Annotated in this window: 12 protein-coding genes; 4 read left to right on the forward strand and 8 right to left on the reverse strand. The window is 33.3% G+C overall.

Translation table 11 applies throughout. The features are described 5' to 3' along the window. Positions 1–248 precede the first annotated feature (248 nt). The 4 genes from V7719_RS09125 to lysA form a co-directional block, all read right to left on the reverse strand. Positions 249–992, reverse strand: coding sequence for a LytR/AlgR family response regulator transcription factor (locus V7719_RS09125; RefSeq protein WP_335729583.1), 744 nt, complete (start codon positions 990–992; stop codon positions 249–251). Then, complete coding sequence (locus V7719_RS09130; RefSeq protein WP_335729584.1) at positions 993–2,873, reverse strand: tetratricopeptide repeat-containing sensor histidine kinase; 1,881 nt, start codon at positions 2,871–2,873, stop codon at positions 993–995. Between the two features lie 129 nt (positions 2,874–3,002). After that, complete coding sequence (locus tag V7719_RS09135; protein WP_335729585.1) at positions 3,003–4,880, reverse strand: histidine kinase dimerization/phosphoacceptor domain -containing protein; 1,878 nt, start codon at positions 4,878–4,880, stop codon at positions 3,003–3,005. Between the two features lie 84 nt (positions 4,881–4,964). Continuing rightward, complete coding sequence (gene lysA / locus V7719_RS09140; protein WP_335729586.1) at positions 4,965–6,170, reverse strand: diaminopimelate decarboxylase; 1,206 nt, start codon at positions 6,168–6,170, stop codon at positions 4,965–4,967. A gap of 120 nt (positions 6,171–6,290) precedes the next feature. Here lysA and V7719_RS09145 point away from each other — a divergent pair, with 120 nt between their 5' ends. The 3 genes from V7719_RS09145 to V7719_RS09155 all read left to right on the forward strand — a co-directional run bounded on the left by V7719_RS09145 (position 6,291) and on the right by V7719_RS09155 (position 8,833). Further along, positions 6,291–6,947 (forward strand): hypothetical protein, encoded by a 657-nt coding sequence (locus V7719_RS09145; protein ID WP_335729587.1) that lies wholly within the window; start codon positions 6,291–6,293, stop codon positions 6,945–6,947. 184 nt (positions 6,948–7,131) lie between these two features. Then, a complete protein-coding gene (gene sucC / locus V7719_RS09150) occupies positions 7,132–8,322 on the forward strand; it encodes an ADP-forming succinate--CoA ligase subunit beta (RefSeq protein WP_335729588.1) in 1,191 nt (396 codons plus the stop codon). A 169-nt stretch (positions 8,323–8,491) separates the two neighbouring features. Beyond that, entirely contained in the window at positions 8,492–8,833 is a 342-nt protein-coding gene (locus V7719_RS09155; protein WP_335729589.1) for a hypothetical protein, read from the forward strand. Positions 8,834–9,094: 261 nt separating this feature from the next. Here the strand turns inward: V7719_RS09155 and V7719_RS09160 are convergent, their stop codons facing one another. After that, the gene (locus V7719_RS09160; protein WP_335729590.1) at positions 9,095–9,340 is read right to left on the reverse strand and encodes a DUF1456 family protein; all 246 of its coding nucleotides are present in this window, start codon (positions 9,338–9,340) and stop codon (positions 9,095–9,097) included. Between the two features lie 10 nt (positions 9,341–9,350). After that, positions 9,351–10,169 carry an alpha/beta hydrolase gene (locus tag V7719_RS09165; protein WP_335729591.1) on the reverse strand — a complete coding sequence of 273 codons (819 nt, stop codon included), beginning with the start codon at positions 10,167–10,169 and terminating at the stop codon, positions 9,351–9,353. 270 nt (positions 10,170–10,439) lie between these two features. Between V7719_RS09165 and V7719_RS09170 the strand changes: the two genes are divergently transcribed. Beyond that, complete coding sequence (locus tag V7719_RS09170; protein WP_335729592.1) at positions 10,440–10,841, forward strand: TerB family tellurite resistance protein; 402 nt, start codon at positions 10,440–10,442, stop codon at positions 10,839–10,841. Here V7719_RS09170 and uvrB read toward each other — a convergent pair. Together uvrB and V7719_RS09180 are read right to left on the reverse strand one after the other, a co-directional pair. Then, positions 10,838–12,844, reverse strand: coding sequence for an excinuclease ABC subunit UvrB (gene uvrB / locus V7719_RS09175; protein WP_335729593.1), 2,007 nt, complete (start codon positions 12,842–12,844; stop codon positions 10,838–10,840). The genes V7719_RS09170 and uvrB overlap by 4 nt on opposite strands. A gap of 266 nt (positions 12,845–13,110) precedes the next feature. After that, on the reverse strand, positions 13,111–13,905 hold the full coding sequence (locus V7719_RS09180) for a T9SS type A sorting domain-containing protein (protein WP_335729594.1): 795 nt from the start codon (positions 13,903–13,905) through the stop codon (positions 13,111–13,113). Positions 13,906–13,916 lie beyond the last annotated feature (11 nt).

Below are 13,916 nucleotides of genomic sequence, written 5' to 3' on the forward strand. Positions count from 1 at the left end.
AGAGGCTGTAAAGCTTAAAAAATTACTGGGTTATTTTGCTCACTTCACAAACGTTTAGCCTATTAGCATTTTCTAATTGCATAAAGTGTTGATAGTTTTTTCATTATTAAAATCGCTTTAAATCATAACAACAAGTACGTCATTATCATTTAGTTATAATATATATATGGGACGAATGGTGTTAATTAGTGTCCGAAACAATCAATTTGTTTATCGGTAAAATCAGGAAGTAATTGAATTCAGTGTAATTAAATGGTTTGTAATCTTTTGAGCAACTCCTCTTTCAAAGATTTACTAACAGGAACAGCCTTTTTAGCAATCACAATATGACTTTTAGCAATCTCGTCTATTTGTGATAAGTTCACAATAAATGAACGATGGACTCTTAAAAAATGTTTATTTGGTAGTTTTTTGTCCATGTCTTTTAAAGTCATTACTAATAAATATTCTTTGCCTTTAGAATAGATTCGACAGTAATTTCGTTCAGCTTCTATGTACAAAATATCTTTAATATCGACCTTGACCATTTTTTCATGATGTCTTACAAAAATGCAATCACTTAATAAAAATGGAGATGAATTTGCATGAGAGACTTCTTTAGGATTATTTTTTTCCTGTTCAATACGATTTAATGTTAGTTCTATAGCGCGTTGTAAGTCTAATTTTTTAAATGGCTTTGAAATAAATGCATAAGGATTCGTTTCCTTTGCACGATTGAAATGTACTTCATCTGTATTGGCAGTTAAATAAATTACAGCAACGTCATAAGTTTTTTGAATAAGTTTTACGGTTTCTATACCATCTAAATCTCCTTTCAAATTAATATCCATGAGTACAATATGGGGTTCGTCGTGTTTAACACAAATTAGTGCTTCTTCTGCTCTTGGAACAATTCCAATAACATCATAGCCTAGTGTGGTAAGTTGCAATGAGATGTTTGCTGCAATAATCATCTCGTCTTCTACAATCAATATTTTTATTGGAGTACTCATTTACGCGGCTGATTTAATTTTAAATTCAAATAATACAGAAGTCCCATTTTCATGTTTTTCTTGCATAATACCATTGAGTTGTTGAGTAAGTAATTTAATAAGTTGTGACCCAAAACCTGTACCTCTTGGTGAAGCTCCCGTTGTTTTTCCTATACCATTGTCAGCAACTTTTAACATTAAGGTTTCTGGGTTTGATTGGGTTAAACTAATTTCAATTCTCCCTGTACTCTCTTCTGGGAATGCATATTTTAAGGCATTTGTGAGGAGTTCATTTACAATGAGTCCGATTGGAACGGCAGTATCTACATCGAGTTCTAATTGTTCCATCGCACATTCGACCTTTACTTTGTCTTCAGCATTAAACGTATCTAAAATACCATCACTTAAATTGATGAAATAGTCTTTCATATCGATACTTCCTAAATTCTCACCCTGATATAATTTTTGATGAATAATTCCCATAGATTGCACTCTGTTTTGACTTGCGATCATAGCATCTTTTGTAGCTGAATCTTCTAATTCGGCAGATTGGAGTGAAATCAAACTTTTTACTAATTCAAGATTGTTTTTTACACGATGATGAATCTCTTTCAAGAGTAATTCATTTTGCTGATTCTTTGTGTCTAATTCAATATTTAATGCTTCTAATTGTTGGCTTCGCCTTTGGTTTTTTCTATAATTATAAAACAAACTGAAAAGAATAATTACTAATAATGAAGACAAAATGACATATAAAACTTTTGTGCGTTTTTGCTGATTGATTTTTTCACCCTGAAATAAAATCGTAGCATTTTTTTGACCAACTTCGTATTTGGCTTGCGCCTCAGTTTCTATACTTAGGATAATATTATCTTTAAAGTTTTCTAATTCTGAAGCATATAATTGATGGTAATACAAAGCCAATTTATTCTCACCAAGCGATTCATAAATTTCTGCAACATGCATATAGTTCTCCCATAAATTTCTAGTTCTTCCAGTTTTTTTGATGAGATCAATAGCTTGAAGGTTATAAGGAAGAGCCTTCCCATACTTGCCCTGCATCACATATACATGACCAATATTTCCTAATGAGGGAATTAAATAGCGATCAAGTCCCATCTGTTTCGAGTTATCAAAATTGGTTTGATAATCTGCAATGGCCTCTTCATATCGATCCATATATTTATAAATGTTTCCTCTCCAATTTATACATGCCATCATTGGTATCCCTGTTTCTCCTAATTCATTGTATATATCTATGGATGCATTTATGTTATCCAATGCATTTTCTAAATCAAAACCAGTAAATAGTTGGCTATTAGCTTTAAAACGGTAGGTGAGTGCTAAATCTTCTTTAGCATTAATTTTCTTTTGAATGGAAATGGCTTTATCACAGTACTTAATGGCTTCATTATAATTATTTTCATAGTATAATAAATCTCCAATATGAGCGAAACTCTGAGCTATTCCTTTTTGATTATTCAATTTCTCATAAAGCTCTAAAGCTTTATATGCAGAAATTTTAGCTTGGTTGTAATCTGCTTTTATAGTATAAATCCCTTTAAGTTCTATGAGCGTATGAGCGAGATCAAGTTCGCTTTTTTGATTGGTGTAAATGTCCTTTACCTTATTAAGATAGTGTACAGCAGAATCTAGTTTAGAATATTCTTTATGATAAATAGCCAAATATCTATAGGAGCGTGCAAGCGTATTCTGATTATTGGATTCCTTAGAAAGAAGAATAGCTTGTCTAGAATTTATGCCCAATTCAGTAGAATCTTTTGAGCTATTTACATTCGTTTCTAGCCAATCCATTAGACCTTCTAATTTGGTTGGATTCGAATTTTGAGTAAATATTAAAATTGTACTAAGTACAAATAAAAGTGTCAATGTTTTGGTCATAAGTCTTCAACATAGCAAATTAATAGACTTTAGGGAAACATAAAGATAGTAAAAATATACTCACAGATTTAACATTGCTTTAACAAAAAAAGTTAAGATTTACATGTCCTAATTTGTTTGCCGGATGTATTACGCTGCTGTCTTAGTTTTAAATTGAAATAATATAGCTGTGCCGTTGTCATTTTTTTCTTCCATAACACCATTAAGTTGAAGGGTTAGTAGTTTAATAAGTTGAGTCCCAAATCCAGTTCCCTTTGAAGTGGTATCTGCTGTTTTGCCAATACCATTATCGGTGACTTTTAAGGTGAGGGTTTCTGGATTAGGTTGACTTAAACTGATTTCAATTTTTCCTTTGCTTTTTTCTGGAAATGCATATTTTAGAGCGTTTGTGAGTAATTCATTTACAATGAGTCCGATTGGAACCGCGGTGTCTACATCAAGTTCTAATTGCTCCATTGCACATTCGACCTTTATTTTATCTTCAGCATTAAAGGTGTCTAAAATACCATCACTTAAATTCACGAAATAGTCTTTCATGTCGATGCTACCTAAATTTGCACCTTGATAAAGTTTTTGATGAATAAGTCCCATAGATTGCACTCTGTTTTGACTAGCTATCATGGCGTCTTTTGTGGCCGAATCTTCTAATTCAGCAGATTGTAATGAAATTAAACTTTTAACTAATTCAAGATTATTTTTTACGCGATGATGAATCTCTTTAAGAAGTAATTCGTTTTCTGAATTCTTGGCTTTAATAAGACGAGTAGTTTTTTTGTTTTTGTTGAAAAAATAAAGCATCGCAATTAATAATACTGCTAATAAACTTGCAATGATTATTATAAGCGTTTGTACTCTTCCTTTTTGTTTTAGTAAAGCCTCTTGTGCTTCAAGTGCGTCGTCCTTTTTCCTTGTTTCATATTTAATTATAGTCTCCGTTTCAAGATTTGCAATTTTACTTTCTAAAGTGTTTTTTATGTTTTCATTAGCTTTATCTTTATACAGGAGTGCGTTCTCAAAGTCACCTAATTGTTTATAGCTTTCTGATAAATCCAAATATTGTTGTACGATACCTGTCTGCCCTTGTGCTTCATAGGCAGTAACACCTACTTTTAGATGTTTTAAGGCTTCTGTGTAATTGTTTTGTAATAAATAGACTTGGCCAATTTCTGTTCTATAAGTTGCACAACGCTCTTCACCAATATTCGCAACACAAAGTTCCCAAGCCTGAGTAAAGTCTTCTAATGCCAATTTATAATCTTTCGCTTTTATAGCCACTTCTCCTCGATAAGAGAGTGCTCTAACAGGAACGAAAATCTCTTCTTGGGCTTTAGTTCTTACAATTTCTAAACAGTACTCAGCAGCTAGGTATGCTTTCTCAAACTCGCCAAGATTCCCATAACCTTTTATTAGGTTGAATTGAGCTATAGCGAGCAGGGGATAGTTCTCGTTTTTCTCAAATATTTCAATGGCTTTATTTGTATACTTAATAGATTCTTTAGGTTCCTCCAAAACCTCATGAAGTGTACCTAAGGTGCGATAAGCATTTCCTAAACCAGCTGTATTCTCAAGTTCTTCATAAAGGGAAATGGCTTTAAATAATACGTCTTGTGCTTTTTCAAGTTGTCTTGTGTTAATATAGTCAATGGCTAAAGTTCTGTAGGTATCTGCTACTTTAGTTTTATTATTACTTTTCTGATAATACATCAGTGTTTTTTCAGAATGGTATACAACAGAGTCAGGAGAAAATAAACCGTTATATCCATGCCAATTCGCTAATTCTTCATGAATTTCAGCAAGTGTATTAGAATCTTGATTTTGTAATGCACGCTTTAATGTTTGCAATCCTATAGTGTGGAAAACATCTACATTATCAGTATTACTTTTCATCCATGACAGACTAGAGTCAATACTTACTTTTTTGAACTCATCTGGTTGAATTGTATTTTGAGAATGACTGCTATTTAAGAACAGAGATACCAGTAGAAAAAGCAAAAATGGTTTTATCATATCTTTTAACATTATTAATTAAAAGACTTGAGGCAAAACCAAAGATATAAAAAAAGCACTACAAAATTTATAGCGCTTTTTTATTTAGAGTGTGATTTCAACCTGATTATTTAATATATCATCAAAGGTTTCTCTTTTTCTAATGAGATGAGCTTTCTTATTATGCCACAACACTTCAGCAGGACGATAACGCGAATTGTAATTTGATGCCATGGAATAACAATAGGCTCCAGCATTTTTAAAGGCTAGGATATCGTCTTCAGCAATTTCACTAATACGCCTGTTATTGGCAAATGTATCGGTTTCGCAGATATAACCTACAACCGAATAAAAACGTTCACGTCCTTTCGGATTAGAAATATTCTCGATTTCATGTTGTGATCCATAAAGCATTGGTCTAATCAAATGATTAAATCCAGAATCAACTTGAGCAAAAACCGTTGAAGTCGTTTGCTTAACTACATTCACACGTGTTAAGAAATAGCCAGCTTCACTTACCAAGAATTTTCCAGGTTCGAAAGCTAGAGTTAGTTGCTTTCCGTACTCTTTACAAAAGGCATTAAAACGCTTTGACAGTTTTTCGCCAAGTTCTTCAATATTGGTTTCAATATCACCTGGTTTATACGGGACTTTAAATCCAGAACCGAAATCTATAAAATCAAGATTCTTGAAGTTTTTAGCCGTATCAAATAAAATTTCACTAGCATACAAGAACACGTCAATATCTAGAATATCACTGCCTGTATGCATGTGAATTCCGTTGATATTCATTTTTGTGTTTTCTACAATTCGTAATAAATGCGGAATCTGATGAATCGAAATCCCAAACTTACTATCAATATGGCCTACGGAAATATTAGTATTTCCACCAGCCATCACATGCGGATTAATACGAATACAAACAGGTGTTTTTGGATGTTTTGTTCCAAACTGTTCTAATACCGAAAGGTTATCGATATTAATTTGAACGCCAAGCTTCGCCGCTTTTTCAATTTCCGAAAGAGAAACACCATTAGGTGTGAAAATAATTTGCTCTGGCTTAAAACCAGCTTTTAGTCCCAATTGCACTTCCTGTATTGAAACCGTATCCAATCCAGAACCTAATTGATTAAATAATTTCAAAACCGAAATATTGGACAATGCTTTAACGGCATAGTTCAACTTTAACTGTTTGACCTTGCCAAATGCTGATGTTAAACGTTTATACTGAAATTTGATTTTTTCAGCATCATAAACATAAATAGGACTTCCATAGTCCTTAGCAATCTGTAATAAGGTGTTTTGTTCCATTATCTTTAAATCTTATAATTCAATGTGTTTAACAAGTCAAAAATAAGTGTAATCATTAGTTAAAACATGAAAATGAAAAAATATTGCTATTTTTACACAAAATGTTAAATAGTTAACAAATTGAAAACAATAGCATCTTGTGTACAAGAAATAATAGTATCAAGCCCTTTTTTAGAAGAAGGATTGTCCAGACAAATCATTAATTTCTCTGCTTTAGCTAAAGATTTAAATGCCCCTATTTCTCAGATGTTACGCAAGCCTGTGAAAGATGGTGCGATAATGATGGCATTGCGGCGGCACCACCAACCTTTAAATCTTGAAAATTCCATTCGTTTAAAAAAGGTCTTTAAAAAATTAGGAGACATTACAGTGCGTTCAAATTTAAGCGATTTTACATTTCAAAATTCTAAAACTTTAATACATAGTCATTCGCGAGTTTTAGAAAAAATCAGTGCGAATCATCAAATTTTTTATGCCTTTACCCGTGGTATGTTTGAAAGCAATATTATTATATCAACCTCAGAGAAGGAAAGTATCTTACAGGCGTTTGAAAATGAAACACAGATAGGACTACAAGATAGATTGTCTGCAATTAGTATTTATTTGCCAAGTGGAAATTCGAAAATTGCTGGGTTATATTATCAAATTTTTAAACGTTTAGCATGGGAGAATATTACCTTATATGAAGTGGTCTCTACTACTAATGAGTTTACAATAGTGGTTGAAGACTACTTGGTTGATAAAGCATTTTCGGTAATTAAACGCTTAAAGGACTAAAACAGGTCAAGGAAAATAAAAATTGATACATATGATGTTCTATTTTATAAAATTATAAGTGTTTAAATCAATAATGAAAACTATTGGTAAAAACTTTTAGTATGTTTATTTTTGTGGCTGAAACTAATATTGAAAAATGACTTCGGAAAACTAGCTGAAGCCAAACCATAAATTTCAAAACCAAATGGATTTACACGAATATCAAGGAAAAGAATTATTAAACAGTTTTGGCGTACGTATTCAACGTGGTATCGTTGCACAGAATGCTGATGAAGCAGTTGCAGCAGCTAAGAAATTAACTGAAGACACAGGTACTGGATGGCACGTTATTAAGGCACAAGTTCACGCAGGTGGCCGTGGAAAAGGTGGTGGAGTAAAACTGGCTAAGAGCTTAGATGAAGTAAAAACTATAGCTGGTCAAATTATAGGAATGGATTTGGTAACACCTCAAACGTCTGCTGAAGGAAAGCGTGTTCACCAAGTTTTAGTAACTGAAGATGTTTACTATCCTGGAGATTCTGAACCAGAAGAGTATTACATGTCTGTACTTTTAAATAGAGGGACAGGTCGTAATATGATTATGTATTCTACAGAAGGTGGAATGGATATCGAAACCGTTGCTGAAGAGACACCTCATTTAATTTTCAATGAAGAAATAGATCCTGCAACTGGGATTTTACCATTTCAAGCCCGTAAAATTGCCTTTAACTTAGGATTATCTGGTGTTGCATTTAAGGACATGACAAAATTTGTAACGTCTTTATATACAGCTTACGTAAAATCTGATTCATCATTATTTGAAATCAATCCGGTTTTAAAAACGAGTGACGATAAAATTATGGCAGTAGATGCTAAAGTGTCTTTAGACGCTAATGCCTTATTTAGACATAAAGATTTAGCTGCTTTACGTGATTTACGTGAAGAGAACCCTATTGAAGTTGAAGCAGGAGAATTAGGATTAAACTATGTTGATCTGGATGGTAATGTAGGATGTATGGTAAATGGTGCTGGATTAGCGATGGCAACGATGGATTTAATTAAACAAGCAGGAGGAGAGCCAGCTAACTTTTTAGATGTTGGTGGTACAGCAGATGCTGCTCGTGTAGAAGCAGCTTTTCAAATTATCTTAAAAGATCCAGCGGTGAAAGCCATTTTGATAAATATTTTTGGTGGTATTGTTCGTTGTGATCGTGTTGCTCAAGGCGTTATAGATGCTTATAAAAATATGGGAACAATTAATGTGCCTATCATTGTACGTTTACAAGGAACGAACGCAGACATTGCAAAAGAATTAATTGATAATTCTGGTTTAGATGTAATGAGTGCAACTGAATTCCAAGAAGCTGCAGATAAAGTACAGGCTGTTTTAGCTTAAGACTAAATTATATATATATTGAAGAAGCTCTCATATTTGGGGGCTTTTTTGTATTGTTTGTGTTAATAAATTGCGAATAAGTGTTAAACACTGTTAAATTACACAGGTATTGTGTAACAATTGCAAAAATTGTTCGTCATTTAAGTATCAATCTAAAAAACAAACAATCATGAAAACATTAAAAATGTTAGTACTAGTCGTAGCGATTACGTTTAGTAGTGCGATTTCAGCCAGCACAGATCCAATTGAGACAGCTGAACCAGAAACTGTAACGGAAACAATAACTCAATTATTGAAAAATCCGAGAATTCAATTCGACAATGACGTTAGCACGATGGTAGAATTAACCATTAACCAAAACAATGAAATTGTAGTAATATCTGTGGATACTGAAAATAAAGCTTTGGACAGTTTTATAAAAGCCCGCTTAAATTATAAGAAGATATCTAAAGATGTTATCGGTAATCTAAAAAACTTTTTGGTGCCTGTGAAAATAATAGGTAACAAGTAAAATTTCATATTTTACAAATTAAAAAGCTCTCAGTTTTGAGAGCTTTTTTTTATTAATGTTGTTGGTCCTTTAATACGTGTTCAAATTCAGCTTTCTTATCACCTGTACAAGTGTTGGTGCTTTTTGTCAAACTATTGATTAACTCAATATGCTTTTCATCAAATGTCGCTACAGTTGTATCACAATTGATTGATTTTGAACATTACAAAAAAAGAGAAGTGTAACTAGAAATGAGTAAACGCTCCTATTCCTCAAAGTGTTCTAGCTTTTTTTCTTTGGCTGTGGTTTTGGCATTGGTCCACGTAGATGGATAATCAATGCGTTAAGAAAGTTCCTCAGAATTTGATCACCACATTCCATATAATTGGGATGATCTTCTTTCCTAAACATGGCATTAAGTTCACTTTTTGAAACTCTAAAATCTACAAGCTCAAGAATTTTGATGATATCATCATCACGTAATTTGTGTGCAACTCTTAATTTTTTAAATATATCGTTGTTAGTCATTTTATAGTTTTTAGTTTTTAGTATTTGGTGTCATTAACCATTGAAAGGCTTCAGGGAAATTTGAACTCCATAAAGCTTCATTATGTTCGCCACCTTCTATTATTTTATTTTGAATTTGAGTTGTCTTGATGCCCTTTTTTAATAATAAGGTTACCATTTTCTCTTGATTAGAAACCATACTGCCACCTTCCTTACTTCCAGCCAAAAATAAAAATTTTGAAGTATTAGGAATTTCCGAATTCGATACCAAATCAAATATTTTAGTGCTTACCGAAAACGATGGAGAGAACACACCTGCTTTACTAAAGATTTCAGGATATGTAATCGTTGCATAAAATGCCATTAGTCCGCCAAGCGATGCACCAAAAATCCCTGTATACTCAGCTTCAGGTTTTGTACGATAGACGACATCAATATGTGGCTTTACAGTATTAATGATAAACTGCATAAAGGTATCACCTTTTCCACCTCCATATGTTTCATGAGGATATGGTGTGAGTTCCTCAAGACGTTTTTCATTGCCATGCTCTATACCAACGATGATAACTTCCTTATCTTTTAAAGTATCCAAATACTCATCTACTTTCCATTCGCCAACATAAGAAGTCTTTGCATCAAATAAATTTTGTGCATCAAACATATAAATAACAGGATACGTCTTTTTAGAATCTGAATAGGATTTTGGTGTATATACCCAAATTATTTTATGGGTTTTAAGTTGAGGCGCTTCTATGCTGAAAGTTGATACATGCTTTGAAGCTGTGCTTTGAGCGTAACTATTTCCGACTAAAAAAAGTAAGAGAAAAAATGAAACTATGTTTTTTTTCATTGGTAAATCGATTAAAACGAAAGTACATAAAATTTAATAATTATTTAATACGTAGTTCATCGATAATAAATTTTTATAGTCAAAAAATCGACGAACGGCACGGTTTACGTAAATATTTGTATATCAGTGAGTTGTGATAAATTATAGTGTAATAGTAAGAAAAGTACGATGAATTACACTTAATTTTTCGATGACCTACGAATTATCAATGATTATAATCTAAACAATACTTTTAAATTTATAAAACTAACAATTAAGAATCCCTCTCATATGATAAACCGTGTAGAAAAGCTAAGTTTACTGTCTGAAATGATAGCCTTTGCACAGACTGATGAAAATATAAAATCCATTGAATATAAATTTCTCTCTAGTATTGCTAAGCAATTAGAGATTTCAAAAGAAGATTTTAATTACTTATTCGAACACCCTGTAACTTATGTGTATTTAAATTCACATAGTGAGCGTATTGTTCAATTTCACAGGCTAGTATTGCTAATGAATTTAGACCAAGATATATCTAGTAAAGAACTAGTAAAGTTGCATAATTTCGGGTTGAGAATGGGTTTAGGTCACGAAGCTATTAATCGTGTGTTAGACCTCATGGAAAGCTTTCCTAATAAAATTGTACCACCAGACTTTTTAATTGATATCTTCAAGGTTCAGTATAACTAAGATACTTTCAGCTTCTCTAACTTCGCTTGACATCCTTTAATTTCATCGCGCAATTGTGCTGCAATAATAAAGTCTAAAGCTTTGGCAGCTTGCTCCATTAGTTTACGCTTTTCACGGATTTTCTTTTCCAACTGATTCTTAGTTAAATATTCGCTTTCAGGTTCGGCAGCTCTTGCAGCTTCTAACTCATAACTGTATGTGCTTACCGAGTTTTTGGTCAAGGCATTATCTAAGCTTTTGTTTAATGCCGTTGGAGTGATATTATGTTTCGTATTATAAGCAATTTGCTTTTCACGTCTATATTCGGTTTCATCAATTGTTTTTTGCATACTCTTAGTCATCTTATCCGCATACATAATAGCTGTGCCATTTAAGTGTCTAGCAGCTCTACCAACAGTTTGTGTTAGTGATCGTGCCGAACGTAAAAAGCCTTCCTTATCTGCATCTAAAATTGCAACTAAGGATACTTCAGGTAAATCTAAGCCTTCACGAAGTAAGTTAACACCAACCAGAACATCAAAGACTCCTTTTCTTAAATCTTGCATGATTTGTACGCGCTCCAGAGTATCCACATCACTATGAATATACCGACATCTAATTTGAATGCGATCTAGATATTTGGTTAGCTCTTCTGCCATACGTTTAGTAAGTGTAGTAACTAGTGTACGTTCATCTTTTTCAATACGCTGTTGCATTTCCTCTATCAAATCATCAATCTGATTTAAACTTGGACGCACCTCAATAATAGGATCTAATAATCCGGTTGGTCGAATCACTTGTTCTACAAAAACACCATCTGTTTTTTGGAGTTCGTAATCTGCAGGCGTTGCACTCACATAAATCACCTGATTTTGTAAAACTTCAAACTCTTCAAATTTTAGAGGTCTGTTATCCATGGCTGCAGGTAAACGAAATCCGTATTCTACCAAATTTTCCTTTCGGCTTCGGTCACCACCATACATAGCATGAACTTGAGATATGGTCACGTGACTTTCATCAACAACCATTAAAAAGTCCTTCGGGAAATAATCTAATAAGCAGAAAGGTCGTGTTCCTGGTTGTCGACCATCTAGATATCTCGAATAGTTTTCAATCCCTGAGCAATAGCCCAATTCACGTATCATTTCTAGATCGAATTCGGTACGTTCTTTTAAACGTTTTGCCTCGAGGTGTTTGCCAATTTCCTTGAAATAATCATGCTGTTTTACGAGGTCATCCTGAATCTCACGTATCGCGCCTTGCAAAATATCAGGAGAGGTGACGAACATATTAGCAGGATAAATAGTGAGACGGTCATAATGTTCAATCACTTCATTGGTTTGAATATTAAACTGCTCAATATCTTCGATTTCGTCACCAAAAAAGTGAATTCTAAAAGCATCATCAGCATAGCTTGGAAAGACATCAACGGTATCTCCTTTTATTCGGAAATTACCATGTTTGAAATCGGCTTCTGTTCTAGAATATAAGCTCTGAACAAGGCTATGCAGTAAATCGGTTCTAGAAATTTCCTGATTGATTTCCAGCGAAATCACATTCTTTTGAAATTCAACTGGATTCCCAATACCATATAAACAGGATACTGATGCGACTACAATCACATCTCGACGACCAGAGAGTAGAGAAGAGGTTGTACTCAATCGCATCTTCTCAATTTCTTCGTTGATGGATAAATCTTTTTCTATATAAACTCCTGAAGTAGGAATGTAAGCTTCCGGTTGGTAATAATCATAATAGGATACAAAATACTCCACAGCATTCTCAGGAAAAAACTGTTTAAACTCAGAGTACAATTGTGCCGCCAATGTTTTATTATGCGCCAAAACAAGCGTTGGTCGTTGTACTTCTTCAATGACATTGGCCACTGTAAATGTTTTACCAGAACCTGTGACTCCTAGGAGGGTTTGGTATTTTTCATTCGTCTCAATACCTTTAACTAATTGTTTGATGGCTTGAGGTTGATCTCCTGTAGGTTTGAATTCGGATTGTACTTTGAAACGCATGTAGCAAAGTTACGATAAAGTGACTAAATCTATAAATGCTTTTAACGTTTTGATTATTATCTTTTTTAATCAATTTCATAGTCTTTAAACCAACTAAATGCGATAACAGGACTTAGTAATGGCGAGTCAAAGTTCCTGATACCATTTTCGAGCGTTTAATAGTTCGATTACTTATAATTGTTCTCCATCATCACTACTGCAGTTTAGAATTATAGATAAGGAATAATAGACTAAGTGATTTAAATGTTTTGACAATTGAGATGTGTTTATTCTATGACTACTCTTTTGATTATGTTGCCCTTATTCGTTTGTATTTTCAGAATATAATTACCTGAATTTAAGTGGTTTACTATCATGGATTTCGTGTCTTTTACTATAAGCACTTGCTTTCCTAAAATGTCATACAAAATGAGTTGTTTTATTTCAAGATTAGTTGAGACATGTAGCATATCTATTACAGGATTTGGATAAACAGATATCGTATAGTTTTCAATTTCGATATCTATAACCTCTAATGTTTCAAGCATGAAATCTTCTTGTCCTGGTACCACGCCATTATAATAGTCTTGAGTTGTAGTGGCATCGATATTGGAATTGTAAAAACTATCGACTGCACCACCAAGGCCAATAGCAATTGGATCTGAATTGGTTAAGATCTCAAGTAGACCAGAGGTTGGATTATTGCTTATGTCAAAAGTGATTAGAACAAAAGGCGTATTTGTAGCATGTGATAAAATAGTCTGACCAGGAGGTAAATTCAAAACAAATGCATCTCGAGTGCCATCGCCTAACCCAGCACCTGTTAATTGAGTAGCGTTAACTTGGTTAGCTGTCCAGGCTCTACCGTCAAACGGAGAGACATTAATAATATCTGCGTCACCAGCGGGCAACATTAGGGCAAAACCAATATCTGAAATATCAGTATTTGTGCCGTCAAAATCTGGAACAGCTACGATAGAAAAATTGTAACCAGTGTTTTGTACAATACCAAATTGATAACTCTGTGAAAAGCCAGTAAAAGTTAATGCAAATGCGAAAAGTAATGTGTAAAGATTTTTCATAATTTTTATAT

The sequence above is a fragment of the Psychroserpens sp. genome (genome assembly GCF_036960315.1).
Lineage (GTDB): Bacteria > Bacteroidota > Bacteroidia > Flavobacteriales > Flavobacteriaceae > Psychroserpens.

Excerpts from the sequence above, each read along its gene's own strand:
- V7719_RS09130 (WP_335729584.1), bottom strand. The coding sequence starts at position 2,873 with ATGACCAAAACATTGACACTTTTATTTGTACTTAGTACAATTTTAATA.
- V7719_RS09165 (WP_335729591.1), bottom strand. The coding sequence starts at position 10,169 with ATGAAAAAAAACATAGTTTCATTTTTTCTCTTACTTTTTTTAGTCGGA.
- lysA (WP_335729586.1), bottom strand. The coding sequence starts at position 6,170 with ATGGAACAAAACACCTTATTACAGATTGCTAAGGACTATGGAAGTCCT.
- sucC (WP_335729588.1), top strand. The coding sequence starts at position 7,132 with ATGGATTTACACGAATATCAAGGAAAAGAATTATTAAACAGTTTTGGC.
- V7719_RS09155 (WP_335729589.1), top strand. The coding sequence starts at position 8,492 with ATGAAAACATTAAAAATGTTAGTACTAGTCGTAGCGATTACGTTTAGT.
- V7719_RS09170 (WP_335729592.1), top strand. The coding sequence starts at position 10,440 with ATGATAAACCGTGTAGAAAAGCTAAGTTTACTGTCTGAAATGATAGCC.
- V7719_RS09125 (WP_335729583.1), bottom strand. The coding sequence starts at position 992 with ATGAGTACTCCAATAAAAATATTGATTGTAGAAGACGAGATGATTATT.
- V7719_RS09180 (WP_335729594.1), bottom strand. The coding sequence starts at position 13,905 with ATGAAAAATCTTTACACATTACTTTTCGCATTTGCATTAACTTTTACT.
- V7719_RS09160 (WP_335729590.1), bottom strand. The coding sequence starts at position 9,340 with ATGACTAACAACGATATATTTAAAAAATTAAGAGTTGCACACAAATTA.
- V7719_RS09135 (WP_335729585.1), bottom strand. The coding sequence starts at position 4,880 with ATGATAAAACCATTTTTGCTTTTTCTACTGGTATCTCTGTTCTTAAAT.
- uvrB (WP_335729593.1), bottom strand. The coding sequence starts at position 12,844 with ATGCGTTTCAAAGTACAATCCGAATTCAAACCTACAGGAGATCAACCT.